The organism is Azospirillum sp. UENF 111221, from assembly GCF_058780625.1.
This window is the reverse complement of record NZ_JBSNCH010000002.1, coordinates 680685-705434: the sequence shown is the minus strand read 5'-3', so window position 1 is coordinate 705434 and position 24750 is coordinate 680685. Positions and strand designations below refer to the sequence as shown.

20 protein-coding genes are annotated in these 24750 nt (G+C 68.3%); 10 read left to right on the top strand and 10 right to left on the bottom strand.

What is annotated here, in order from left to right; all coding sequences use genetic code 11:
- Window positions 1-121: 121 nt before the first annotated feature.
- Both ACWPN3_RS07810 and ACWPN3_RS07805 read right to left on the bottom strand, forming a co-directional pair.
- Complete coding sequence (locus tag ACWPN3_RS07810; RefSeq protein WP_492243647.1) at window positions 122-1375, bottom strand: glycosyltransferase family 4 protein; 1254 nt, start codon at window positions 1373-1375, stop codon at window positions 122-124.
- 106 nt (window positions 1376-1481) lie between these two features.
- Window positions 1482-2099: a hypothetical protein gene (locus tag ACWPN3_RS07805; protein ID WP_492243648.1), complete on the bottom strand. Its 618-nt coding sequence runs from the start codon at window positions 2097-2099 to the stop codon at window positions 1482-1484.
- 407 nt (window positions 2100-2506) lie between these two features.
- Between ACWPN3_RS07805 and ACWPN3_RS07800 the strand changes: the two genes are divergently transcribed.
- Both ACWPN3_RS07800 and ACWPN3_RS07795 read left to right on the top strand, forming a co-directional pair.
- The gene (locus ACWPN3_RS07800; RefSeq protein WP_492261216.1) at window positions 2507-4204 is read left to right on the top strand and encodes an ABC transporter ATP-binding protein; all 1698 of its coding nucleotides are present in this window, start codon (window positions 2507-2509) and stop codon (window positions 4202-4204) included.
- Window positions 4201-4728: a hypothetical protein gene (locus ACWPN3_RS07795; RefSeq protein WP_492243650.1), complete on the top strand. Its 528-nt coding sequence runs from the start codon at window positions 4201-4203 to the stop codon at window positions 4726-4728. The genes ACWPN3_RS07800 and ACWPN3_RS07795 overlap by 4 nt, the downstream gene beginning before the upstream one ends.
- A 188-nt stretch (window positions 4729-4916) precedes the next feature.
- Here the strand turns inward: ACWPN3_RS07795 and ACWPN3_RS07790 are convergent, their stop codons facing one another.
- A complete protein-coding gene (locus tag ACWPN3_RS07790) occupies window positions 4917-5558 on the bottom strand; it encodes a replication protein RepA (protein ID WP_492261215.1) in 642 nt (213 codons plus the stop codon).
- Window positions 5559-5592: 34 nt separating this feature from the next.
- Window positions 5593-5862 (bottom strand): hypothetical protein, encoded by a 270-nt coding sequence (locus tag ACWPN3_RS07785; RefSeq protein ID WP_492261214.1) that lies wholly within the window; start codon window positions 5860-5862, stop codon window positions 5593-5595.
- Window positions 5863-6569: 707 nt separating this feature from the next.
- On the opposite strand from ACWPN3_RS07785, the gene ACWPN3_RS07780 reads away from it, so the two are divergent.
- From ACWPN3_RS07780 to galE, 8 genes are all read left to right on the top strand, one after another.
- A complete protein-coding gene (locus tag ACWPN3_RS07780; protein ID WP_492243652.1) occupies window positions 6570-8057 on the top strand; it encodes a mannose-1-phosphate guanylyltransferase/mannose-6-phosphate isomerase in 1488 nt (495 codons plus the stop codon).
- A 455-nt stretch (window positions 8058-8512) separates the two neighbouring features.
- Complete coding sequence (locus ACWPN3_RS07775) at window positions 8513-9634, top strand: pre-peptidase C-terminal domain-containing protein (protein ID WP_492261213.1); 1122 nt, start codon at window positions 8513-8515, stop codon at window positions 9632-9634.
- Window positions 9635-9837: 203 nt separating this feature from the next.
- Complete coding sequence (locus ACWPN3_RS07770) at window positions 9838-10281, top strand: hypothetical protein (RefSeq protein ID WP_492243654.1); 444 nt, start codon at window positions 9838-9840, stop codon at window positions 10279-10281.
- A 3-nt stretch (window positions 10282-10284) separates the two neighbouring features.
- Window positions 10285-10596, top strand: a complete 312-nt coding sequence (locus tag ACWPN3_RS07765; protein ID WP_492261212.1) for a cysteine peptidase family C39 domain-containing protein — start codon at window positions 10285-10287, stop codon at window positions 10594-10596.
- Window positions 10597-10634: 38 nt separating this feature from the next.
- The gene (locus ACWPN3_RS07760; protein ID WP_492261211.1) at window positions 10635-12488 is read left to right on the top strand and encodes a peptidase domain-containing ABC transporter; all 1854 of its coding nucleotides are present in this window, start codon (window positions 10635-10637) and stop codon (window positions 12486-12488) included.
- A 252-nt stretch (window positions 12489-12740) separates the two neighbouring features.
- Window positions 12741-14000, top strand: coding sequence for an HlyD family type I secretion periplasmic adaptor subunit (locus ACWPN3_RS07755; RefSeq protein WP_492261210.1), 1260 nt, complete (start codon window positions 12741-12743; stop codon window positions 13998-14000).
- Window positions 14001-14141: 141 nt separating this feature from the next.
- Window positions 14142-15512 (top strand): DUF2142 domain-containing protein, encoded by a 1371-nt coding sequence (locus ACWPN3_RS07750; RefSeq protein ID WP_492243656.1) that lies wholly within the window; start codon window positions 14142-14144, stop codon window positions 15510-15512.
- Between the two features lie 165 nt (window positions 15513-15677).
- Window positions 15678-16673: a UDP-glucose 4-epimerase GalE gene (gene galE, locus ACWPN3_RS07745; RefSeq protein WP_492243657.1), complete on the top strand. Its 996-nt coding sequence runs from the start codon at window positions 15678-15680 to the stop codon at window positions 16671-16673.
- 39 nt (window positions 16674-16712) lie between these two features.
- On the opposite strand, the gene ACWPN3_RS07740 is transcribed toward galE, so the two are convergent.
- The 6 genes from ACWPN3_RS07740 to ACWPN3_RS07715 form a co-directional block, all read right to left on the bottom strand.
- A complete protein-coding gene (locus tag ACWPN3_RS07740; protein WP_492243658.1) occupies window positions 16713-17669 on the bottom strand; it encodes a UDP-glucuronic acid decarboxylase family protein in 957 nt (318 codons plus the stop codon).
- A 46-nt stretch (window positions 17670-17715) separates the two neighbouring features.
- Window positions 17716-18579 carry a glucose-1-phosphate thymidylyltransferase RfbA gene (gene rfbA / locus ACWPN3_RS07735; RefSeq protein WP_492243659.1) on the bottom strand — a complete coding sequence of 288 codons (864 nt, stop codon included), beginning with the start codon at window positions 18577-18579 and terminating at the stop codon, window positions 17716-17718.
- A gap of 12 nt (window positions 18580-18591) precedes the next feature.
- A complete protein-coding gene (gene rfbD, locus ACWPN3_RS07730) occupies window positions 18592-19482 on the bottom strand; it encodes a dTDP-4-dehydrorhamnose reductase (RefSeq protein ID WP_492243660.1) in 891 nt (296 codons plus the stop codon).
- Entirely contained in the window at window positions 19479-20546 is a 1068-nt protein-coding gene (gene rfbB / locus ACWPN3_RS07725) for a dTDP-glucose 4,6-dehydratase (RefSeq protein ID WP_492243661.1), read from the bottom strand. The genes rfbD and rfbB overlap by 4 nt, the downstream gene beginning before the upstream one ends.
- Window positions 20547-20628: 82 nt before the next feature.
- Window positions 20629-21180 (bottom strand): dTDP-4-dehydrorhamnose 3,5-epimerase, encoded by a 552-nt coding sequence (gene rfbC / locus ACWPN3_RS07720; protein WP_109095231.1) that lies wholly within the window; start codon window positions 21178-21180, stop codon window positions 20629-20631.
- Window positions 21181-21183: 3 nt separating this feature from the next.
- Entirely contained in the window at window positions 21184-24618 is a 3435-nt protein-coding gene (locus tag ACWPN3_RS07715) for a glycosyltransferase family 2 protein (protein ID WP_492243662.1), read from the bottom strand.
- Window positions 24619-24750 lie beyond the last annotated feature (132 nt).

Below are 24750 nucleotides of genomic sequence, written 5' to 3'. Positions count from 1 at the left end.
CCGGCCCGATCCGGAGCGGGTGCTGCGTCGGGATCGAAATGAACCCCGACCGTAACCGGTGCTTTCTGATGATCGGGTTAATTCAGGATGTCCCCCGGCGCAAGGTCTGTTGGGACGCGGATCAGGCCGGCGGCATCCGTCCCGCCTGCAAATCCTCCAGCAGGCGGATCTGCGCCGGCAGGCAGACGGTGGCGAGGTCGAACCGCTCCACCGCCGTCCTCCTTGCCGCGGCCGACAGGGCGGCACGCAGTTCCGGATCGTCCAGCGCCGTCTCCACCCGGTCGGCGAGCGCCATGGGATCGTGGAAGCCGGTCAGCAGCCCGTTCACCCCGTCCTCGATCACCTCGGCGACCGGCGGCGTATCGGACCCGACGATGACGGCGCCGCAGGACATCGCCTCCAGCATCGACCATGACAGGACGAAGGGGAAGGTCAGGTAGATGTGGGCGCGCGAGATGCGCAGCACCGACAGGTAGCTGTCATAGGGCAGCTTGCCCAGCACATGCAGCCGCGACGATTCCGGCCTGGGAGTGCCGGAGGCGTCCAGCATCGTCTCCCGCCACATCGTCTCGCGCCAAGTGCCGCCGCCTTCCGGCGCCGCGCCATAGCTGACCTCGTCGCCGCCCACCATCAGGATGTGCAGCTTCGGCCGGCGCCGCAGCAGCTCCGCCGCCGCCCGCATGAAGGTGGGAAAGCCGCGGTAGGGTTCCAGGTTGCGGGCGACATAGGTCACCACCTCGTCCCCGCGCGACAGGGTGCGGCCGTCGGGCAGGGTGACGGTGGCGGCCGGATCCGGCCGGCAGACCGCGGTGTCGACCCCGTCATGAATCACCGAAATGCGTGGGCGGAAGGGCTCGGGATGCTGCTGGCGCTGCCACAGGGTCGGGCTGACGCCCCAGTCCATCGCGTCCAGCCCGGTCAGCAGCGAGGCGTTCTTGGTGCGGATGCGGCAGCGCGTCTCCAGCGTCACCGGCTTTTCCGGGTCGAAGCCGACATCCGACCCGTCGGCCCGGTAGAAGAACTCGCAATAGAGCAGCAGCCGGGCGTCCGGGAACAGGTCCTTCAGGAACAGGGCCTCGCCCCAGCCGGGATGGGCGCAGATCACGTCGGGGGTGAAGCCCTCCTTCTGCAGGGCAAGCCCGGCGCGCACGGCGCCCTGCCCATGCAGGACCTGCCCCTCGAACATGCGGATATAGGGGTGGGTGTTTTCCCCCGCCTCGCGCGTCGGCCGGTAGAGCGCCATCTGCACGCCGCCCGGCAACTCGCGCCGGACCTTGCCGATGAAGGCGACCTGGTGGGCCGGATCCGCCGCGAAATGGCGGACGAGATGCTTGTACTGGCCGGGGGTGTTCTGGTGGACGAACAGGATCCGCATGGAAAGACAATGCCCGGAAAACGGAGGAACGGGGCGACAGCCTGCAACCATCCGTCGCCGCTGTCGATGGCTAAGACCATCCGCTTAGTCAGGGCGCTTCGCCTTCTTAACGGCTGCGGACCAGCAGGGCCTCATAGCGCCGGACGGTCTCCCGCATCTCCTCCAGCAGCAGGCGCTGCTCTTCGGCCGCCGCCCGTGCCCGCTCCGCCTCGGTCCGCGCCTGCTCGGCATAGAGACGGGCCTCCTCCTGGAGGCGCCGCGCCCTCTCCTCGGCCTGGCGCGCCTCTTCCGCCTCACACCTCGCCTGCTCTCCCGAGCGCCGCCTCTCCTCGTCCTCGATCCGCCAGTCCTCGGCTTCCTGCCGTTGCGCTTCGCCGGTGATCCGCCCTTCCTCGACCATCAGACGGGCGCCCTCGGCCTCCATGTGGTGGTCGAACGCCGCACTGCGCTCCTCTTCGGCCTTCTCGCGCCTCAGCTCGGCGGCACAGCGGGCCTCCTCGCCCCTGTTGCGGCGCGTTTCGCTGCGCCGCCGCCAGTCTTCGGCATCGGTCCGCCGGCCCTCGGCTTGCTCCAGGGGTGACTGGCCTGGGGGGACTGGTCCGGGGGGAGGTGTATTCGGGGCATGCTGCTTACCCTCCATCAGGCGATGGGACGCCGTCAGCGCCCTTTCGGTCAGGCGCAGGCGTTCGAGGCTCTGGTCCAGCAGGTACCGCCTTCGTTTCAACGACTGACGGAGGACCGCCTGCAGGGCCTTGAGGCGTTCGAGGGTTTCCATTCCACCGTCAACAGGCGAACCCGGCAACCCGCTCAAGGGCATAGACACAGGCCGTGAAATGGCCGGAGAGGGACCGTCCGGAGCAGGGTCCGCCGGAAGGACCCGTTTCCCCCTTGCCGCCTTGCGCCTATAAGGTCCTCTTGTCCGCCGGCGCTGCCCGGCCCATCGCGCGACGGAGCGCCGACGCCCCTTGCCCTCTTCCCGACCCTCGTCCTCCCTGCCCTCCTCGCCCTGGCGTTTCCTGTGGATGTTCGTGCGCGACGGTTTCCTCGGCCGCGCCATCCTGCTGAACCTCGCCGCCGCCGGCGGGATCGGGCTGATGGGGATGGAGCCGGTGGCGATGCGCGGCCTGGTCGATGCGCTCACAGGGATTCTCAGGGGCGGGGATCTCGGGGAGCCAGCCCTCCGGCTCCCCCGCCTGGACGGCGGAGGTGATGCGCTGGTTCCTGCTGCTGGGCGGGCTGTGGATCGCGTCGGCCCTGTTCAACCGCCTGCGCGAACTGGTCGACCTGCACACCTCGCCGGCCTTGCGCCATGCCATCCAGCTCCGGCTGTTCGATCACCTGATCGACCATTCGCCGCGCTACTTCCAGGACAATTTCGCCGGCAACCTGGGACAGAAGGTCAAGCAGGCCGGGCAGAGCGCCATCCAGATCCTGGAGATCCTGACCAACGACATCATCCGCATCGTCGTCATCCTGGCCATCGGCCTGACGCTGCTGGCCTCGGCCCAGACCCTGTTCGCCGGGCTGCTGGTCGGCTGGACCGTGGCGCATCTGGGCCTGTCGGCCCTGCTGGCCCGGCGATGCCTGCGGCTGTCGCACGCCTTCTCCGAGGAGGTGTCGTCGACCACCGGCCGCATGGTCGACATCATCGCCAATGCCGAGCTGGTGCGCGCCTTCGCCCGCCGCCGCCAGGAGCTGTCCGGCCTGTCCGACGCGCTGACCGGCGAGATCGACCGGTCGAAGGAGCTGCGCTGGTTCCTGACCAAGATGTGGTTCTGGCTGTTCAACGCCCTGCTGGTCTTCCAGATCATCCTGATCGGCCTCGCCGTGTCGGAGGCGATGGCCGGCCGCATGAGCATCGGCGATTTCGCCATGATCTTCTCGCTGGCCAGCATCGTCGGCGCCAATGTCTGGGGCCTGTCGACGCGCATGCTGGGTTTCTTCGAGCAGCTGGGCATCCTGTCCGGCGCCCTGGACCTGATCGTCCGCCCGCACGAGATCCCGGACCCGCCCGGCCGCCCCGACCTGACCGTCGGCGACGGCGCCATCCGCTTCGAGGAGGTCCGTTTCGCCCATCCCGGAAACGGGGCGGTGTTCGATGGCCTGTCCCTGACCATCCGGCCGGGGGAGCGGGTGGCGCTGGTCGGCCCGTCGGGGGCGGGCAAGAGCACGCTGGTCCGCCTGCTGCGCCGGCAGTTTCCGTTGCAGGGGGGCCGCATCCTGATCGATGGGCAGGACATCGCCGCGGTCAGCCTCGCCTCGCTCAACCGCGCGGTGGCCGAGGTGCCGCAACTGCCCAGCCTGTTCCACCGCTCCATCCGCGACAACATCGCCTATGGCAGCGAGGAGCCAGATGGAAAGGGAGTTGCCGACGAGGCGATCCGCGCCGCCGCCGCCCGCGCCCATTGCGACCGCTTCATCGAGGGCCGCGCCGCCGGCTACGACACCGTGGTGGGGGAGCGGGGCATCCAGCTGTCGGGCGGCGAGCGCCAGCGGGTCGCCATCGCCCGCGCCTTCCTGAAGGACGCGCCGATCCTGGTGCTGGACGAGGCGACCTCCTCGCTCGACTCCGAGACGGAGCATCTGATCCAGGACGCGCTGCTCGGCCTGTTCGAGGGCCGCACGGTGATCGCCATCGCCCACCGGCTGTCGACCGTCACCGGCATGGACCGCATCCTCTATATGGAGAAGGGGCGGATCCTCGAGGACGGCGACCACGCCACCCTGCTGCGCCGCGACGGTCCCTATGCCCGGCTGTGGCGCCGCCAGGTCGGCGGTTTCCTGCCGGACGATGCCGGCTCCACAGCCGATCTGGAGGAGACGCGATGAGACGCATCCTGGGACGGTTCCGCCCGATACTGCCGCTCGCCGCCAGCCTGTTCATCCTCGCCGCGGAGGCCGCCGCCATGTCGCCTGCCCTTTCGCCTGCTCTTTCACCCCTGCCCTTCTTCCAGCGGGTCGAGCGCGTCGGCCTGCTCTGCGCGGTGGATGCCGAGGGCGGCCCGGCCACCGATGTCGGGGATGACGCGCTGTGCGGCCGCGCCGCGGCGATGCTGTCGGGGCTGCTAACCTCCGGTCCGGCGGTCACGGCGCTCGCCCCCAACGATGCCCGCATCGCCGAGCCGGGCACCCTGCTGGTGCTGGTCCATGCCACGCTGCGGCATGAGGAGGGGCGCCGTCTGCTGGCGCTCGCCGCCACCCTTCAGCGCAGCGGAACCGCCGGCGACGCCCCGTTCTTCATGATGCCGCCCCAGGCATTGGCCCTGTCCGGCAGCCTCGATGAAAGCCTTCTGGATGCAGCGCTCCACCGCCTGCTGACCCCGTTGGGCGGAGCGCTGCGCGCCAATCCCTGAGCGGTTGGGCTGCTGCGGAGTTTGGAGTCTTGTCGCAGGGGGGTGGAAGCGACAGCCTGAACGGGAATTTCCATGAGCTGTCCTTCCCGTGAAGGCGGGAATCCAGCCATATCAGTCACTTATACAGAAACGCCGATCCCCACCTTTGCGGGGATCGGCGTTCTACGGGCGGTGGGTGCGTTTCGCCGTCACCGGCAAAGCTGTGCGAACTTGCGCTCCGGGATCGGCGGCGGCGAGGGATGCAGCATCAATCCCTGCTCTTCCACATCGACCCGCGCGTCCGGATAGACCGCAAGCGCCAGTTGGAGCGCCTCGATGAAGCGCTTCCTGAAATCGCGCAGGCGGCTGTATCCGGCGCCGAACTGCTCGAAAACCGCCGGCCAGGTGATCGGGGTGGAGCGGTTCAGGCTGTGCAGCCGGTAGGCCAGCCAGATATAGATGTCGATGCTGGTGCTGTTGTTCTGGATGTGGCGCAGCGCCGGCTCCCAGATCGGCACCGGATGGGCCTTCAGCTCGCGGAAGAAGGCCTCGGACAGCAGGACGCGGTCTTCCCACAGCGACCCCTGGCCCGGTTCCGCCCCGGCATTGGTCGAGAAATGGATGCCGCCCTTGACGATCGACCCCTTTTCGAAGCCGATGCTGTGGGCGTCCTCCCAGGCGAAGGTCAGGTTGCAGGCGGCGATGCGCGAGGCCTGCTCGCGGATGTCGCGGTAGGTCTGGCCGCCCACCGACAGGCCCATGCGGTCAAGCCATTCGTGCATGCTGCGGCCCAGCTCGACCTCGCGGCTGTCGGTCTGGATCGCCCGGGTCTGCAGATACAGGAGGATCATCCGCGCGCGGCTGCCGTACGGAACGCCGTAAAGCTTAAAGCCACCGTTGCGGATCGGCAGTCGTCCAGGCTCGATCAGCAAGCGGATTCTTATGTCCGCGACGCTCCCACGGCTGGTCATCGGGAAGACGACGATGCGGAAGGGCCGTCAGCGCAAAACCCGAATAGGTGATGCCAAGCTCCTGCCGCTCCTCTTCGAGGACGGCAGCAGCCACATCGACTAGCGAACGCTGATCCGGATCCGTCTGGAGCGCCTTCGCCTGGTCGCGTCCCAGCTGGGTAATCAGGGTGTGTATCTGTCCCATATCGAGCTGACCTTGGCACGACTTTGCGGTCAACGCTATATCACGGTCGGTTGGTGCCCAGCAATTTGGAGTCTTGTCGCTCAAACTATTTGTACGGTTATTTGATTCAGTTAATAGTTTGCGCGACAAGACTCCAGTAGAGAATCGCGAGTCGCGCGACAAAACTCCAGAACTCCCGCGACAAGACTCCAGCGGATAGTCCGTGTTGCCTGTGGATTTTTCGGCAGACGCGACAAGACTCCAGCCGGGACATTTCGATTCGACCCCGAATCGCTTCCGATTCGTCGATTTCCGAGTCGTGGAGGCCAAACGACCACGACTCGCCGGTGATTCGCCCCCCTGCACCGATGCTGTCGGCAGCCGGATTTGGAGTTCTGTCGCGCCCCACCCGGCCCAACCTTCCCCCGATTGCCGGCCGGAACCGCCTCCGGCCGCCGTCCGCCCCTGTCCGCGGCAGACGGACGGCAGGGGGGCGCGACAAGACTCCAACCTTGACCCTGGCCTATCGCCGCCGCAGGGGAGGGTGTTTGGAGTCTTGTCTCGCCCCCCGCCGGAAGAGGCGCTCCGGTCGGGTGGGTCTCGGAGGGGTGCTTGTGAAGGGCGGAAAGCGCGGTCTATAACGAACCGCCATGGCGCCGGCCCTCAGCTTTTGCCCCTGTGCGGCTGCCGGCGCCTGACCACATGCTCACACAACAGATGGCGGCAGGATGAACGGCAATTCCGCGCAGAAGATCGTCCCGGTGCTGCTGTCCGGCGGTACGGGGTCCCGTTTGTGGCCCTTGTCGCGCGAACTGTATCCCAAGCAGTTTCTGCCGCTCTGCTCCGACCGGACGATGCTCCAGGACACCGCGCTCCGGGTCAGCGCGCAATCCGGCTCCACAGGGTCCGGCTCCCCGGCTGCTGCCGGGGCCGCCGCGGAGGCCGTCTTCTCGGCTCCCCTGGTGATCTGCAACCAGGAACACCGCTTCCTCGCCGCCGAGCAGCTGCGCCAGTCGCGCTGCACGCCGCGCGGCATCATTCTGGAGCCGGCCGGCCGCAACACCGCCGCCGCCTGCGCGCTCGCCGCCCTGGCGGTCGCGGCGGACGATCCGGACGCGCTGCTGCTGATCCTGCCGGCCGACCACGAGATCCGCGACGCCGAGGCCTTCCGCCACGCCGTTGGTATCGCCGCCCGGGCCGCCCAGGCCGGCCGGCTGGTCACCTTCGGCATCGCCCCGACCCGGCCGGAGACCGGCTACGGCTATATCCGCCGAGGCCACTCGATGGACGAGGCCGACGGCGCCTACAATGTCGCCGCCTTCGTCGAGAAGCCGTCGCTGGAGGTGGCGGAGCGCTACCTCGCCGAAGGCACCTATGCCTGGAACAGCGGCATGTTCCTGTTCCCGGCCTCCCGCCTGCTGGCCGAGCTGGAACGCCATGCCCCGGCGGTGCTGGCCGCCTGCCGCGAGGCGCTGGAGCAGGGCTCGAAGGACCTCGACTTCTTCCGCCTGGACGCCGCCGCCTTCGCCAAGGCGCCCAGCATCTCCATCGACTATGCGGTGATGGAGCGCACCGACCGCGCCGCCGTCGTCCCCTGCGAGATCGGCTGGACCGACGTCGGCGCCTGGTCGGCGCTGTGGGACGTCGGCAACAAGGACGGCGAGGGCAACGTCATCGTCGGCGACGTGCTGCTGGAAGGCGCCCGCGACTGCTATGTCCGCAGCGAGAACCACCTGACCGCGGTGGTCGGGGTGGAGAATGCCGTGGTGGTGGTGGTGGACGACGCCGTTCTGGTCGCCGACCGCTCCCAGGCGCAGGACGTCAAGCGCATCGTCGACCGGCTGAAGGCCGAGGGGCGCAGCGAGTCCGTCAGCCACCGCCGGGTCCACCGCCCCTGGGGCTCCTACCAGTCGCTGCACACCGGCGAGCGCTTCCAGGTGAAGAGCCTGACCATCGCCCCCGGCTCGCGCCTGTCGCTCCAGAAGCACCATCACCGTGCCGAGCATTGGGTGGTGGTTAACGGCACCGCGCTCGTCACCCGCGGCGAGGAGCAGGTGATGGTCTACGAGAACCAGTCGATCTACATCCCGATCGGCACGGTCCACCGGCTGGAGAACCCCGGCAAGGTGCCGCTGACCATCATCGAGGTGCAGTCCGGCTCCTATCTGGGCGAGGACGACATCGTCCGGCTCGAGGACGTCTACGGCCGCAACTGAGCGGTCCCACCCGGACTTTCGACAGTCTGCCCGGCTCTTCCGGTCCACAGCCCTTGATGCTCGTTCATCAAGGGCTGTTTTCTTTTCAATGCAAATGATTCGGGAGATGGCTTGAAACTCCATCCCCAAAGACTTCCCCAAGGGAAAAAATGAAATTATATTATATTAAAGTGGCATTGAGCGCACTAATACAATCAACACATAGATTATTTTTGAAATACAAATGAGTGTATTTCAGAATAACTTCTTTAAAAAATATGAACATAGAATTTATCAAGAGTTAGATGCGTCATAATATGAGATTGATATCGTTTAATTATCTAAAAATAAGATTTCACGTGCTGCACATCCGAAAGGATCGCGGTAAAACTCTTTAAGGGGGTAGAGGAATGCCTATCGCCGGATTTGATGCTGCGACTTATTTGGCTGCCAACCCTGACCTTATTCGGGCCGGTGTGACCCTGAGCAATGCCGAGAGCCATTATCTCGCTGCGGGTCGCACCGAAAATCGCTCCACCACCTTCGACTCGTCGAGCTATCTCGCTGCGAACACCGACCTGCTCCGGGCCGGGGTGAGCACGAGCACGGCGGTCCAGCACTACATCTCCGTCGGCTATCGCGAGACCCGCAGCACGACCTTCGATGCGTCGAGCTACATGGCCGCGAACACCGATCTCAGCTTCTCCTCGTCCTCGCTGGCGGTTCAGCACTACATCACCTTCGGGTATCGCGAGACCCGGACCACCAGCTACGACTTCTCCAGCGTCGACATCTCGTCCTACCTGACGACCAACACCGACCTGCAGGCGGCTTTCGGCAGCAGCAGCAGCGACCGGTATCGCGCGGCCCTGGACCATTACCGGAACTTCGGCATTTACGAAGGGCGCCGCATCGTTCCGATCCAGTCCGCGAACCCGGCCACCGGGACCCCGACGCTCCCGACCACCGGCACCCCGGTCACCAACTCGCTCAGCATTGTCGGTGAAACCGATACCTATGCCGTGACCCTGCAGCGGGGTGTGCTCTATACGCTGCGCGAGAACGGTGCCAGCTCCAACAGCGGCACGTTGAGCGACCCCTATCTGCGTCTGTTCGACAGCAACCGGAACGTGGTGGCCCAGGACGATGACAGCGGCACCGGACGCGATGCGCTGATCCAGTTCCGCCCGACCCAGACCGGGACCTATTACCTGTCCGCCGGCAGCTTCGCCAGCGGCGGCACGGGCACCTATCAGGTCAGCGTCAGCCAGGCCAGCCAGACGGAGGTCTTCCCGCCGGTGTCCGACGTCCTGTCGTTCCCGTATGAGCGCGACAGCTTCAACGTGGCCCTGACCCGCGGCACCCGCTACCAGATCGACGTGGAAGGGGCGGACACCAACCGCGGCACCCTGACCGATCCCTATCTGCGTGTCTTCGACAGCAGCGGCACGCTGCTCCGCTACGACGACGATTCGGGCGCCGGTCTCAACTCGCAGCTGACCTTCACCCCGACCACGACCGGCAACTATACCCTCCAGGTGGCGGGCGTCGGTTCCCGCTATGGCACCTACACGCTGTCGGTGACGCAGCTCGGCTGATCGTCCTTCCCGTCGGTTGGGCATCGGTCATCCCGCCTGTCGCAAGCGGGCTTTGACTGTATTGTGACTTCTCCGTGCCGGGACTGTCCTGCGGGCGCTCTGACTTGGTGGTTTTCCCGTCTTTCGGGTAGAACGGTCAGGGCGCCTCCAGGCTTTTGCCCTCCCAGGTTTTTCCTTCGACCTCACTCCTCGCCGAGACACGCATGACCATCGATCCGCCGCCGGACGACCGTATCCCCGAACTTTACGCCGACGGGGTCTTCGACATCGGCTTCGGCAACGGCATGGTCCGCATCGACCTGTTCAGCCTGTCGGCGCTGCGCAAGGACGGCAACGGCCAGCCGCTGCCCGCCATCCGCCAGCGGGTGGTGATGAGCCTGCCGGGATTCCTCGCCAGCCTGTCCGCGCTGGAGGGCATGCGCCAGCGGCTGGAGGCGGCCGGCGTGCTGCCGCCCAATTCCGGCGCCATGCCGGCTCCCGCTTCCCCTCACGGCTCTCCTGCCGCTCCGGCCTTCCAGGGCAATGCGCAGGCTCCGGTGCCGGGGGCGGTGCAAGGGGGGGTGCCGGGGGCGGTCCAGCCGGCTTCCCCCTCCCAGGCGCCCCCGCCCGCTCCACCCACCCGGCCCCGCTCGCCGAATTTCGGCTGACCGATGCCGGACGCCAGCACCACCGTCGCCGCCCCGCCCCCCGGTCCGGAGGCCGCGCCGAACCACGACGAGAGCACCGCGCTGCGCTGCCTGACGCTGGTGGCGCGCCATCACGGCCTGTCGGCCTCGCCGTCCGCCCTGCGCGCCCGCGTCGCCCCCGGCAGGGGGGAGCCCTCCACCGCCGACCTGCTGCGCATCGCCGCCGCCACCGGCTTCAAGGCGACCGCCCGCCGGCTTGACTGGAAGGGCCTGCAATCCCTCCCCCCGTTTTCCCGCTGCTGGCCCGGCTGTCCAACGGCAACACCGTCATCCTGATCGGCCTGTCGCGCCCGACCCGTCCCGACGAAGAGCCCATGGTCGGCGTCGTCGATCCGCTGGCCGACCGGCTGGAACCGATCGACGTGCCGCGCGACCGCTTCCTGGAGCGCTGGGACGGCGAGCTGGTCTTCCTCAAGCCGCGCCACGGCCTTGCCGACCCGCGCCAGCCCTTCGGCCTGCGCTGGTTCGTGCCGGAAGTCCTGCGTCAGAAATCCGCCTTCCGCGACGTGGTGGTGGCGGCGCTGGTGCTGCACGCGCTCGCCCTCGTCGTCCCGGTCTATTTCCAGATCGTGATCGACAAGGTGCTGGTGAACGAGACCGTCGCCACGCTCCAGGTGCTGACCATCGGTGTGCTGGGCGCCCTGCTGTTCGAGGCGGGCTTCCGCTTCCTGCGCCAGTTCATCCTGCTGGCGGCGGCCAACCGCATCGACATCCGCCTGTTGAACCGCACCTTCGGCCATCTGCTCGACCTGCCGATCACCTTTTTCGACGGGCATTCGGCCGGCGTCACCGTGCGCCACATGCAGCAGGTCGAGCGCATCCGCGAGTTCCTGACCGGCAACCTGCTGTCGACCGTGCTCGACAGCCTGGTGCTGCTGGTCTTCCTGCCGGTGCTGTTCTTCTATTCGGTCAAGCTGACGCTGGTGGCGCTGCTGTTCGCAGGATTGATCGCCGGCGTGGTGGTAGCATTGGTGCCGGTCTACCGCAGCCGCTTGCATGACCTCTACAACGCCGATGCCGAGCGGCAGGCCATGCTGGTGGAGACCATCCACGGCATGCGCACCGTCAAGTCCTCGGCACTGGAGCCGCAGCAGCGCCGCAGCTGGGACCGCAAGGCCGCCCGCGCGGTGACCAGCCATTACCGGGTCGGCCGCATCTCCATCGCCGCCCGCACGGTGACCGAGTTCCTGGAGAAGGCGATGATGGTGGCGGTGGTCGCCGTCGGCGCCTTCGACGTCTTCGACCGCCAGCTGTCGGTCGGCGCGCTCATCGCCTTCCAGATGCTGTCGGGCCGGGTGGTGACGCCGCTGGTCCAGATCGTCTCGCTGATCCACCAGTACCAGGAAACGGCACTCTCGGTGCGCATGCTGGGCGAGGTGATGAACCACCCGGCCGAGCCCAGGCGCGAGGGCAGCGGCGCCTGCCCCGCCCTGATCGGCCGCATCGAGATCGAAGGGCTCGGCTTCCGCTACGACCGCAACCGGCCGGCGGCGCTCGACGGCGTCACCCTGACCGTGCCGGCCGGGTCGGTCGTCGGGCTGGTCGGGCGCAGCGGCTCGGGCAAGAGCACGCTGATGCGGCTGCTCCAGGGCTTCTACCCGGTGCAGGAGGGCAGCATCCGCTATGACGGGCTCGACATCCGCGAGTTGGACCTGGCCCATCTGCGCCGCTCCATCGGCGTGGTGCTTCAGGAGAATTTCCTGTTCCGCGGCACCATCCGCGACAACATCGCCATGACCATGCCGGAGGCCAGCCGCGAGGAGATCGTCGAGGCCGCCCGGCTGGCCGGCGCCGACGAGTTCATCCACCGCCTGCCCGACGGCTACGACACGCTGGTGGAGGAAGGGGCGAGCAACCTGTCCGGCGGCCAGAAGCAGCGCATCGCCATCGCCCGCGCCCTGCTGCCCCAGCCGCGCCTGCTGATCCTGGACGAGGCGACCTCGGCGCTCGACCCCGACAGCGAGGCCATCGTCATGGCCAATTTGCGGCGCATCGCCCATGGCCGCACCGTGCTGATCGTCACCCACCGGCTCTCCACCCTGACCGGCTGCGACACCATCGCCGTGCTGGAGCAGGGCCGCCTGCTCGACCTCGCCCCCCATCCCATCCTGCTCGACCGCTGCGCCGAATACCGGCATCTGTGGCAGCAGCAGAACCGGGGGCGCTGAAGCCATGCCCGACACGCAAATGCCCGAAGCAGGGGTGCCCGAAATCGACAGCCGGGACGCGGCACCGGCGGAGACCGGCCGCGAGGTCGTGCCGGCCAAGGCCGAGCCCCCGCCCGCTCCCGCCCCTGCGCGCCGTCGCCCTGCCCTGCCCGCCCCGTCGTCCCCCCGCCGGGCTTCGCGCTGGACTATCTGCCGGACGGGGCGGCCATCGAGCATGCGCCGCTGCCGCGGGCGGCGCGCTCCACCCTCTATGTGCTGGCCGGGCTGCTTGTGGCGCTGGTGCTGTGGGCCGGCTTCGCCCAGGTCGACCGCATCGTCACCGCCGGCGGCCGGCTGGTGACCACCGCACCGCTGGTGGTGGCCCAGCCGCTGGAGACCGCGGTGGTGCGCGGCGTCGACGTGCAGGTCGGCGACTTTGTCCGGGCCGGCGACCGTCTGGCGACGCTCGACCCCACCTTCGCCGCGGCGGATCTGGCCGACCTGACCGCCAAGCTCGCCAGCGTCGAGGCGCAGATCGGCCGGCTGCGCGCCGAGCTGGACGGCGGCGATTTCATTCCCGCCAACAACCCGGATGCGGCGGTGCAGGCCGCCATCCTCGAGCGCCGCCGCGCCGAATACCGCTCCCGCCTCGCCTCGCTCGACGAGAAGGCAGGCCAGCTGGACAGCGCCATCGCCGCCGGCCGCCGCGCCCAGGCCGGGCTTGCCGAGCGCCTCGCCGTGGTGGGCGAGGTCGAGGATATCCGCCGCCAGCTCCAGGAGCGCCAGACCGGGTCCCGCCTGACCTGGCTGGAGGCGCGGGTCGAGCGGCTGCGCATGCGCGATGAGCTGACGGCCCTCCAGGACCGCGAGCAGGCGAGCGCGCACGAGCTGCGCGGCGTCCAGGCCGACCGCGCCGCCTTCATCGACGAATGGAGGCGCAAGACGGCGGAGGAACTGGTGGAGCAGACCCGCCAGCGGGCCACGCTGGTCGAGCAGATCGCCAAGGCCGAGCGCCGCCGCTCGCTGGTCACCCTGACCGCCCCGGTCGACGCGGTGGTGCTGGAGGTGGCCAAGCGTTCCGTCGGCTCCGTCATCCGCGAGGCCGAGCCGCTGGTCACGCTGGTTCCCGCCGACGTGCCGCTGGAGGTGGAGGCGGAGATCCCGTCGCGCGACATCGGTCTGGTCCGTGTCGGCGACTTCGTGCGGGTGAAGCTCGACGCCTTCCCCTTCCAGCGCCACGGCACCCTGCCCGGCGAGATCCGCACCATCAGCGCCGACGCCTTCACCCACGATCCCTCGGGCGCCCAGGCCGCCGCCGCCATCAACCCGGACGGCCCCCGTCCAACTGCCGGCGCCGTCTTCCGCACCCGCATCCGCCTGACCGACACCCGGCTGGAGGGGGTGCCCGCCGGCACGCTGCTCAGCCCCGGCATGGTCGCCTCGGCCGAGATCCGCGTCGGCACCCGTTCGGTCCTGTCCTACTTCCTCTACCCCGTCATCCGCGCCCTGGACGAAAGCATCCGCGAGCCGTAACGGGCCGGGTCCGTCCCCAGTCCCTTCCCTGCCGCGTCAAAGTTTCCAAGTGGCGCCTGTCCGGCGGATGGGGTACCCACCCACCAGCCCCTTCAGCGACAGGTCTGGTGATGCCAGCGGATAGGTCCTTTCCTCTTTGCCGTGCTGGCAACCATCTCGGCATTCTTTCTGGTCTGGAGCCTGCCGCCCTTCCAGACCGCCGACGAGCCCGCCCACATCTACCGGGCCAACATGATCACCCACGGCTTCTGGGTGGCCGCCAAGGTGCAGACCGACGGCCGGATCGCAGCGGGCGGCCCGTCCGACGTCGCGATCATCGAGGCCTATTTCCCCTTCCACCATGTCCCCTTCAAGCCGGACGAGCGGGCCAACCTGGAGGATTTCGTCAAATCCTTCACCGCCCGCTGGGACGGCCGGGTCTTCAACGTCGCGGCGGAGAACACCGCCCCCTATCCGCCCTTCTTCTACCTGCCGCAGGCCGCCGCCATCGCGCTCGGCAAGGCCATCGACCTGCCGGTGGTGCAGACGCTCTATCTGGCGCGGGCGGCCAACGCGCTGACCTGCATCGTCGTCGGCTTCTTCGCCCTGCTGCTGGCCGGCCGGGCACATCTGCCGCTGTTCGCGGTGCTGCTGCTGCCGATGTCGGTCTCGCTCTACGCCTCGATGAGCCAGGACGGGCTGGTCATCACCGTCACCGCACTCGGCATCGCCTTCCTGGCCCGGGCGCTGTCGGAAGGTCGGCCGCTGCGCGGCGCGGAGGTCTGGGCCAGTGCCGTCTGCTTCGCCCTGGTGGGTATGACCAAGCAGCCCTACGCCCTGCTCTGCCTGATGCCGCTGGCGGTCCCGGCCGAGCGGGCGGCGGTGAAGCGCCTCGCGGTCGCCGCCTCGCTGGCCGCCGCCGTCGGCTGGGCGGTGTGGATGGCGCTTGCCGTGCAGACGCCGCTGATCCGTCAGGATGCCCCGACCGACGCCATGGGGCAGCTCCGCTTCCTGCTGGGCGACCCGCTGGCCGTCCTCACCATCGCGGTGAAGACCTTCCAGGTCTGGGGCGACGAGTATTACCAGCAGTTCGTCGGCATCCTCGGCTGGGTCGATACAAGGCTGCCCAGGCCCTATTACGCCGCCGCCTATCTGGTCCTGCTGCTGTCCTTCCTGCCGCTGCTGCTCGGCCGCCGGGCGGTGGACTGGTATTCCGGCGCGCCGGCGCGGGCCTCGGCGGTGACCGCGGCCATCGTGCTGGCGACCGGGGCGCTGCTGTTCGGGGCGCTCTACATGGTGTGGACGCCGGTCGGTCAGCTGTGGGTCGACGGCGTGCAGGGACGCTATTTCCTGCCGTTGGCGGCCCTGCTGCCGCTGGCCTTCGTCAGCGGCCGGCAGGAGGCGGGAGCCGGCTGGTCCTCCGGTGTCGCGGGCGTGCTTGAGCGCGGCCTGACCTGGATGGTCTGGCTCTTCCCGATCGTCAGCATCCTGGTGGTCCAGCGCACCGTCATCCTGCGCTACTACCTCGACTAGCACGTCCCCACTCCCCATCCGGCCCGCCCATCGGGGTGGGCCGGGGCGTTGGAGGCCGTTCCAATGATGTCGCCCGTTCGGCGGAAAAGCCCGCAGTGCAGCATGGGCGGGCGACTATCTTCCAACTCTGCCCCAATCGGCCCCAATCGAAGACGAAGAGCGGACATGACCACGAGCGACAACGCGACCGTGCTGGTGACCGGCGGCGCCGGCTATATCGGCTCCCATGTGGTGCTGGCCCTGCGCGACCAGGGACGCGCCGTCGTGGTGCTGGACGATCTCTCCACCGGCCGGCGCTCGGCCCTGCCCGATGGGGTGCCGCTGGTCGAGGGCGATGTCGGCGACAAGGCCCTGCTGGCCGACATTTTCGCCCGCCACGGCATCGGCACCGTGATGCATTTCGCCGGCAGCATCGTCGTGCCGGAATCGGTGGAGCGGCCGCTCGCCTACTACCGCAACAACACGGTGAAGAGCCACGCCCTGGTGGAGGCCTGCGTCGAGGCCGGGATCGGCCGCTTCATCTTCTCCTCCACCGCCGCCGTCTACGGCATGCCGGAGCGGCTGCCCATCGATGAGCAGACGCCGACCAGCCCGATCAACCCCTACGGCTCCTCCAAGCTGATGACGGAATGGATGCTGCGCGACACCGCGGCGGCGCACGATCTGAGGTATGTGGCGCTGCGCTACTTCAACGTCGCCGGCGCCGATCCGCAGGGCCGCTCCGGCCAGGTGTCGAAGGTCGCCACCCATCTGATCAAGATCGCCGCCCAGACCGTCACCGGCCAGCGGGCGGAGCTGCAGATCTTCGGCGACGACTACGACACGGCGGACGGCACCTGCGTGCGCGACTACATCCATGTCAGCGACCTCGCCGACGCCCATGTCGCCGCACTCCGCCATCTGGAGGCGGGCGGTGCGTCCGAGGTGATGAACTGCGGCTACGGCCGCGGCTATTCGGTGCGCGAGGTGCTGGCGATGGTGGAGCGGGTGACCGGCAAGCCGCTGCCGATGCGCATCGGCCCGCGCCGCGCCGGCGATCCTCCGGCCCTGGTGGCGGGCGTCGAGCGCATCGGCCGCACGCTCGACTGGACGCCGCGCCACGCCGATCTGGAGACCATCGTCGCCTCGGCGCTTGCCTGGGAGGAACGGCTGGCCCGATAAGGAAGCCCGCTCTCCCGCAAGGGAGAGCAGGTTTTTCCTTCAGGCGAAGAAGCGCCCGCGGAAATAGGCGATGGTGCGGTCCAGCCCCTCGTCCAGCGGCACGGCCGGTTCCCACTGCATCATGGCGCGGGCCTTGGCGATGTCGGGGCGGCGCTGCTTGGGGTCGTCCTGCGGCAGCGGCATGTGCTCGATCGTCGAGGCCGAGCCGGTCAGGCGGATCACCTTCTCCGCCAGCTCCAGCATGGTGAACTCGCCGGGGTTGCCCAGGTTGATCGGGCCGGTGGCGCCGGCCGGCGTGTCCATGAAGCGCAGGAAGCCTTCGATCAGGTCGTCGACGTAGCAGAAGGACCGCGTCTGCTGGCCGTCGCCGTAGATGGTGATCGGCTCGCCCTTCAGCGCCTGGATGATGAAGTTCGACACCACGCGCCCGTCGCTGGGGTGCATGCGCGGGCCGTAGGTGTTGAAGATGCGGATCACCTTGATGTCCAGCCTGTGCTGGCGGTGATAGTCGAAGAACAGCGTCTCAGCGCAGCGCTTGCCCTCGTCATAGCAGGCGCGCGGGCCGATGGTGTTCACGTTGCCCCAATATTCCTCGGGCTGCGGATGCACCGCCGGGTCGCCATAGACCTCGGAGGTCGAGGCCTGCATGATCCGCGCGTGCACCCGCTTGGCCAGCCCCAGCATGTTGATGGCGCCGATGACCGAGGTCTTGGTCGTCTGGACGGGGTCGTGCTGGTAATGGATCGGCGAGGCCGGGCAGGCGAGGTTGTAGATCTCGTCGACCTCGACATAGAGCGGAAACGTCACGTCGTGGCGCATCAGCTCGAAATGCGGGTTGTCCAGCAGGTGCAGGACGTTGTCGCGGCTGCCGGTGAAGAAGTTGTCGACGCACAGCACGTCGTTGCCGGCCGCCAGCAGCCGCTCGCACAGGTGCGAGCCCAGGAAGCCGGCGCCGCCGGTGACGAGGACACGCTTGCGGTTCGTCAGGGCCTGCATGGCGTCCATCCTGTCCGGTCGGCCAGTTTGTCCGGCTGGAACGGCATCAGCCCAGCAGCCCGAGCAGATAGCGCCCGTAGTCGTTCTTCTTCAGCGGTTCCGCCAGACGGCGGACCTGCTCGGCGTCGATCCAGCCGGAGGTGTAGGCGATCTCCTCCGGGCAGGCGATCTGCAGGCCCTGGCGGTGCTGGATGGTGCGGACGAACTCCGCCGCCTCCAGCAGGCTGTCGTGGGTGCCGGTGTCGAACCAGCCGTAACCGCGGCCCATCTGCTCGACCGACAGCCGGCCCAGCTCCAGATAGGCGGCGTTGACCGAGGTGATCTCCAGCTCGCCTCTGGCCGACGGCTTCACCGCCGCGGCGATGTCCAGCACGTCGTTGTCGTAGAAGTAAAGCCCGGTCACCGCCCATTTGGAGCGCGGGGCGACCGGCTTCTCCTCGATGCTCAGCGCCCGGCCTTGCGCGTCGAACTCCACCACGCCGTAGCGCTCGGGATCGCGCACGGCATAGGCGAAGACGCTGGCGCCCTCGGTCTTCTCGCCGGCGGCGCGCAGGATGTTGGTCAGGCCGTGGCCGTAGAAGATGTTGTCGCCGAGGACCAGCGCGCAGCTGTCGTTGCCGACGAACTCGCGGCCGATGATGAAGGCCTGGGCCAGCCCGTCGGGCGAGGGCTGGATGGCATAGGTCAGGTTCAGGCCCCACTGCGACCCGTCGCCCAGCACCGTCTGGAACAGCGGCTGGTCGTGCGGGGTGGTGATGACCAGGATGTCGCGGATGCCCGCCAGCATCAGGGTGCTGAGCGGGAAATAGATCATCGGCTTGTCGTAGATCGGCAGCAGCTGCTTGCTGATCGCCCGCGTCACCGGGTAGAGGCGGGTGCCGGACCCGCCGGCCAGGATGATGCCCTTCATGGTCTTACGCCCTCACGCCTGCGGCGGGTTGGTGAACAGCTCGTCGATCACGCGGTCGACGCTCTCCTGCCACGGCGGGCAGGACACGCCGAGACGCTCCCTGGCGCGCCCACAGTCCAGCCGCGAATTGGCCGGGCGGCGCGCCGGGGTCGGGTAGTCGGCCGTGCCGATGGCGGTCAGGCGCGGCCGCTTGCCGGTGCGCTCCTCCAGCCGTTGGAAGATGTGCTCGGCGAACTCGTGCCAGGTGGTGTAGCCGCTGCCGGTCAGGTGGTAGGTGCCCCAGGCGGCGCTGCCGGTCTTCTCGATGGTTCCGGCGATCTGCACGATGGCGGCGGCGAGGTCGGCGGCGGCGGTGGGCGAGCCGTGCTGGTCGGCGACCACCCGCATCTCCTCGCGCTCCTTGCCGAAGCGCAGCATCGTCTTGATGAAGTTGTTGCCGTAGGCGCTGTAGACCCAGGAGGTGCGCAGGATGACGTGCTGCGGCGTCGCCGCGCGCACCGCCTCCTCGCCCGCCGCCTTGCTGGCGCCATAGACGCCCAGCGGGTTGATCGGGTCGTCCTCGGTGTAAATCCCGTCCTTCGTCCCGTCGAACACATAGTCGGTCGACACATGGATGAAGGGGATGCCGCGCGCGGCGCAGGCCGCCGCCATGGCGCCCGGCCCGTCGCGGTTGATCGCGAAGGACAGGTCGACCTCGCTCTCGGCCTTGTCGACGGCGGTGTGGGCGGTGGCGTTGACCAGCAGGTCCGGCGCGTGGGCGGCGACCGCCTTCTCCACGTCGCCCGGCCGGGTCACGTCGAACTCGGGATAGGGCAGGCCGACCACATCGGTGCCCGGTGCCCATTGGGCGCGCATCAGCTCGAAGCCGAGCTGGCCGTTGCTGCCCAGGACGAGAACCTTCATTGCGCGGCCCCCTCTTCCTTCAGGCCGAGCCGCTCGCCCTGGTAGGAGCCGTTGAGGATGGCCTGCCACCAGTCGCGGTTCTCCAGATACCAGGCGACCGTCTTGCGCAGCCCGCTCTCGAAGGTCTCCTGCGGGGTCCAGCCCAGCTCGCGCTCGATCTTGCCGGCGTCGATGGCATAGCGCTTGTCATGGCCGGGGCGGTCGGTGACGAAGCTGATCAGGCGGTCGTGCGGGGCGCCGGCCGGGTCCATCTCGTCCAGATGCGCGCAGATGGCGCGGACGACCTCCAGGTTGGTGCGCTCGTTGTGGCCGCCGATGTTGTAGCTCTCGCCGACCTTGCCCTTCTCCAGGACCAGCCGCAGCGCGCGGGCATGGTCCTCGACATAGAGCCAGTCGCGGATGTTGTCGCCCTTGCCGTAGACCGGCAGCTTCTCGCCCGCCAGACCCTTCAGGATCATCAGCGGGATCAGCTTCTCCGGAAAATGGTAGGGGCCGTAGTTGTTGGAGCAGTTGGTCAGCACCACCGGCAGCCCGTAGGTCTCGTGCCAGGCGCGGACCAGATGGTCGCTCGACGCCTTGCTGGCCGAATAGGGCGAGTTGGGACTGTAGGCGGTGGTCTCGGTGAAGAAGCCGTCGTCGCCCAGCGTGCCGAACACCTCGTCGGTCGAGATGTGGTGGAAGCGGAAGCGCTCCTTGCGCTCCGCCGGCAGGGCCGACCAGTAGCCGCGCGCCGCTTCCAAGAGGCGGAAGGTGCCGACCACGTTGGTCTGGATGAACTCGCCCGGCCCGTCGATGGAACGGTCGACATGGGATTCGGCGGCCAGATGCATCACCGCGTCGGGCTGGTGGGTGTCGAACACCCGCCGCAGCTCGGCGGCGTCGCAGATGTCGACCTTCTCGAAGGCGTAGCGCGGATTGCCCTCGGCCCCCGGCAGCGAGGACAGGTTGGCCGCGTAGGTCAGCTTGTCGACATTGACGACGAAGGCGTCGGTTTCGGCGAGAAGCTGGCGGACCACCGCCGAGCCGATGAAACCGGCGCCGCCGGTGACGAGAATGCGCGTCATCAAACCACCTTACCGCCGAAAAGCGGGGCCGCCCGCGGCCCCCGTTGTGCGAAGAATGTCGTCTTGAGGCCCGGAACCGCCGTCAGAACAGGTCGGTCAGCTGCGCCAGGGTCGGATGCTTGTGGTCCTTGTCCGACAGCCGGGCCTTGTCCGCCGACACCGGCCAGTCGATGCCGAGCGCAGGGTCGTTCCACAGCAGGCCGCGGTCATGCTCGGGCGAATAATAGTTGGTCACCTTGTAGATGACCTCGGTGTCCGGCTCCAGCGTGCAGAAGCCGTGGGCGAAGCCGACCGGCACCAGGATCTGGTTCCACTCCGCCGCACTGATCACCGCGCTGACATGCCGGCCGAAGGTGGGGGAGCCCTTCCGGATGTCGACCGCCACGTCCAGGATGGCGCCGCGCACCACCCGCACCAGCTTGTCCTGGGCAAAGGGCGGCAGCTGGAAATGCAGGCCGCGGATGGTGCCGACCTCGGCCGACAGCGACTGGTTGTCCTGGACGAAGTCGTAATGCAGCCCGGCCGCCTCGAAGGTCTTCTTGGTGTAGGTCTCCGAGAAGAAGCCGCGATGGTCGCCGAACTTCTTCGGGCGGATGATCTTAACGTCGGGAATGTCGAGGGAGACGACGTCCATGGCTCAGATGCTTTCCTTCAGGCGCTCTTTGCGCAGCTCGGGGCAGGACTTGCGCAGCCAGGGCTTGACCGTGCGCGGCGGGAAGGCCAGCCCGAAATTCTCGGCGTCCAGCGTCAGGTTCGGGTTGTAATAGGGATCTTCCAGCAGGCTGTCGCCCCAGCGCTCCTGCATGTAGGCCACCTCGCCCATGAAGCGCTTGACCTTGTCGGGGGCGGTGTCCGGCCCGCGCGAGGCCGATTCCAGATGGTACAGCTCGGCGAACGGCGTCCAGACGACCAGATGGCCCGCCTCGCGGATGCGCAGGCAGAAATCGACGTCGTTGAAGGCGACGGCCAGCTTCTCGGAATTCAGCCCGCCGACCTCGTCGAAGATCTCCTTGCGCAGGATCAGGCAGGCGGCGGTGACGCAGGACAGGTCCTGGGTCAGCTGGGCCCGGCTGAAATAGCCGTAGGCGTCGCGGGTCAGGCCCTTGTGGACATGGCCGGCCACGCCGCAGATGCCGGTGACGACGCCGGCATGCTGGATGGTGCCGTCGGCGTAATAGAGCTTGGCGCCGACGGCGCCGACCTCCGGCCGCAGGGCGTGGGAGACCATCTCGGCCAGCCAGCCCGGCTCCATCACCTCGATGTCGTTGTTGATCAGGCCCAGCACCGTGCCGGTCGCCTCGGCGGCGGCGAAGTTGTTGATCGAGGAGTAGTTGAAGGGCGCCTTGTAGGTCAGCACCCGTACCCGCGGCTCGTCCTTCAGCGTGTCGAAATAGGCGAAGGTCGCCGCTTCCTCGCTGTTGTTGTCGACGATCAGGATCTCAAGGTCCGGATAGTCGGTGCGGTGCAGCAGCCCGTCGACGCAGCCCTTCAGCAGATCGGCCTTGTCGCGCGTCGGCACGATCAGCGACACCCGCGGCAGCTTGGCCGGCAGGGCGTAGCGGATGCGGGTGAAGCGGGCGGTCGACGGCGAGGTCTCGACCGTGGCGTCGATTCCGCGGCGCTGGAAATGCTCGGTCAGCGCCTTGTGGGCGGCGGCGGTGGCGCGCGGCAGATCGACGGTGGAGAAGGCCGCGGATTCCGGGAAGACGCGCCAGTGGTAGAGGATCGCCGGGATGTGGCGGATGCGCGCCGGTTCCGTCGCCTCGACCGCGCGCAGGGTCAGGTCGTAATCCTGGCTGCCCTCGAATCCCAGGCGGAAGCGCCCGGCCCGCTCGATCAGCGAGCGGCGGAAGACGCCCAGGTGGTTGACCATGTTCTGGCCGTGCAGCAGGTCCAGGTTGAAGCCAGACTTGAAATGCGGGTCGTAGCGCTCGCCGTCCGCATCGATCTTGTCCTCGTCGGAATAGAGGATGTCGGTGTCGGGATGCTGCGCCAGCTCGGCGGCGACGGTGTAGAGCGCGTGCGGCGGCAGCCGGTCGTCATGGTCCATCAAGGCCACGAAATCGCCGGTCGCCAGATCCAGCGCGCTGTTGCTGGCGGCGGAGATGTGGCCGTTGGTCTCGCGCCGGACGATCTTGATCCGGTTGTCGCGCGCCTTGTACTCGGCCAGCACCTTGCTCACGTGGGGGGCGGTGGAGGCGTCGTCGGCGATGCACAGCTCCCAGTCCGGGTAGAACTGGGCCAGCACGGAGTCCAGCGCCTCGCGCAGGTAGGGCTCCGGCGTGTTGTAGACCGGCATGACGACGGAGAAGCGCGGGCGCGCCGGCAGGCGGGCGATGTCGGCCTTGATCGCCGCCGCGTCCTCCGGCGTCAGGGTGTCGTACATCCGCACCCACGACTTGTAGTCGGCCGACCAGCGGTTCGGCTGCAGCTCCTGCAGGACGCGCTGCTTGGTCGCCTGCCAGCCGTGGCGGCGCAGGTAGTCCAGCACGCGCCCCGGCTGGTTCTGCCGGACATAGTCGACCAGGATGTTGGTCTTGCCGATCTCGCGGATGGTGAAGTCGGCGATCTCGAAGGACACCGGCCGGGTGGCCGGGTCGAAGCGCAGCGCCTTGACCGTCTGCGGCAGCAGGGCCAGCTGGCGGAACTCGCCCACCGTGTCGACCGGCAGGCGGATCATCGTCCGCTCGTCGAAGCCGTTGCCGTCGTCGACATAGATCACCGGCACCAGCGGGGCCGAGGCGCGGACCACCCGGTAGGAGATCACGCACCAGTGGCCGGGCAGCCGGCCGCGGTCGGACCGCAGCAGGAAGGCGGGGTCGCTGCCGGTCGCCTCGTAGCCGCCCTGCGGGCTCGGCACCACGTCGTGCAGCGGCTCCAGCGTGATGCTGTGCAGGCGGCGGCGGTAGAAGCGCCCGGCCTTCTGGGTCAGGCGGCCCAGCTTGCGCACCGGCGCCGACAGCTTCCAGGAGGTCGAGTTGACCAGGCTGTGGATGTGCTGGTCGCGGCTGGCCACCACGCCGTGCAGATGGGCGATGGCCTGTTCGCGGGCGACCAGTTCGCGGGCATGGGCGGCGAGGTTGCGCTCGCGGTCGGCCAGCTCGTGCTCGCGCTCGGCCAGCTCCTGCGCCATTCCGGCGAGCGCATCGCCCTGGCGGCGGATTTCGGCCTGATGGTCGCCGAGCCAGCCCTGGATGACGCCGATGTCGCGGTCGCGCGTCGCGATCATGCCCTTCAGATCTTCGCTGTGGGCGATCTGGTCGTCCAGCACCTTGCGGACCATCGCCACCTCGGTGCGCAGGTGTTTCTCCTGCTCTTCCAGGCGCTGGATGGTCTCGGTCTCGATGGCGGCGTCGCCCAGCCGGTCGAACCAGCTGCGGACGGCCCGCAGCCCCTCGCCGCCGGCCTTCTGCACGGCGAACAGCTCGCGCACCGCGTCCGGCAGATCCTCGCCGACGCCCAGCACGCCGAGGCCGTTGGAATGCAGGAAGCTGAAGGACGGGCGGTCGCGGGTGATCTCGTCCCACAGGCGCCAGACGCCAAAATCGTCCTTGCGCACGTTGATGTCGTGGAACAGCACCACGCCGCGGCGGCTCATCTTCGGCAGCCACGTCTCGAAATCGTGGCGCACCGCCTCGTAGGTGTGCAGCCCGTCGATGTGCAGCAGGTCGACGCTGCCGTCGGCGAAATGGAGCAGCGCGTCGTCGAAGGTCATCCGCAGCAGGCGCGAGAAGCCGGCATAGCGCGGGTCATGATAGGCGGCGAGCGTGTTGTAGATGTCGTCGCCGTAGAAGCCGGCCTGCGGGTCGCCGGCCCAGGTGTCGACGGCGTAGCAGGAGGTCGGCAGCCCGACATGGCGGACCGCCTGGCAGAAGGCGGCATAGGAGTTGCCGGTGTGCGTTCCCAGCTCCACCAGGCTGTCCGGGCGGAGCGCCTCGACGATCCAGAAGGCGAAGGGGACATGGCCGAGCCAGGAGGCCGGCGCCGTGACGAGATCCGGGGTCAGGAGCGTGATCGGCCGGCAGATGCGACGGAGAGCGTCCGATCCCTGGTCCTTCAAAAACGAATCCACCTGTGCCTCTTCTTCTGCCTGGCTTCGCGGCGGGGTGCGGTCCATCGGGACATTGTTTCAGGCCCGGCGGACAGTCCCGTCACAGCCGCCGACACACATACGCTGACACCAAGCCGGAATGCAAGCCGCTGT

Coding starts and splice junctions, on each gene's coding strand:
- ACWPN3_RS07810 (WP_492243647.1), bottom strand. CDS start 1,375: ATGCGGATCCTGTTCGTCCACCAGAACACCCCCGGCCAGTACAAGCAT.
- ACWPN3_RS07800 (WP_492261216.1), top strand. CDS start 2,507: ATGCGCTCACAGGGATTCTCAGGGGCGGGGATCTCGGGGAGCCAGCCC.
- ACWPN3_RS07795 (WP_492243650.1), top strand. CDS start 4,201: ATGAGACGCATCCTGGGACGGTTCCGCCCGATACTGCCGCTCGCCGCC.
- ACWPN3_RS07790 (WP_492261215.1), bottom strand. CDS start 5,558: ATGATCCTCCTGTATCTGCAGACCCGGGCGATCCAGACCGACAGCCGC.
- ACWPN3_RS07785 (WP_492261214.1), bottom strand. CDS start 5,862: ATGGGACAGATACACACCCTGATTACCCAGCTGGGACGCGACCAGGCG.
- ACWPN3_RS07780 (WP_492243652.1), top strand. CDS start 6,570: ATGAACGGCAATTCCGCGCAGAAGATCGTCCCGGTGCTGCTGTCCGGC.
- ACWPN3_RS07770 (WP_492243654.1), top strand. CDS start 9,838: ATGACCATCGATCCGCCGCCGGACGACCGTATCCCCGAACTTTACGCC.
- ACWPN3_RS07765 (WP_492261212.1), top strand. CDS start 10,285: ATGCCGGACGCCAGCACCACCGTCGCCGCCCCGCCCCCCGGTCCGGAG.
- ACWPN3_RS07760 (WP_492261211.1), top strand. CDS start 10,635: ATGGTCGGCGTCGTCGATCCGCTGGCCGACCGGCTGGAACCGATCGAC.
- galE (WP_492243657.1), top strand. CDS start 15,678: ATGACCACGAGCGACAACGCGACCGTGCTGGTGACCGGCGGCGCCGGC.
- ACWPN3_RS07740 (WP_492243658.1), bottom strand. CDS start 17,669: ATGCAGGCCCTGACGAACCGCAAGCGTGTCCTCGTCACCGGCGGCGCC.
- rfbA (WP_492243659.1), bottom strand. CDS start 18,579: ATGAAGGGCATCATCCTGGCCGGCGGGTCCGGCACCCGCCTCTACCCG.
- rfbD (WP_492243660.1), bottom strand. CDS start 19,482: ATGAAGGTTCTCGTCCTGGGCAGCAACGGCCAGCTCGGCTTCGAGCTG.
- rfbB (WP_492243661.1), bottom strand. CDS start 20,546: ATGACGCGCATTCTCGTCACCGGCGGCGCCGGTTTCATCGGCTCGGCG.
- rfbC (WP_109095231.1), bottom strand. CDS start 21,180: ATGGACGTCGTCTCCCTCGACATTCCCGACGTTAAGATCATCCGCCCG.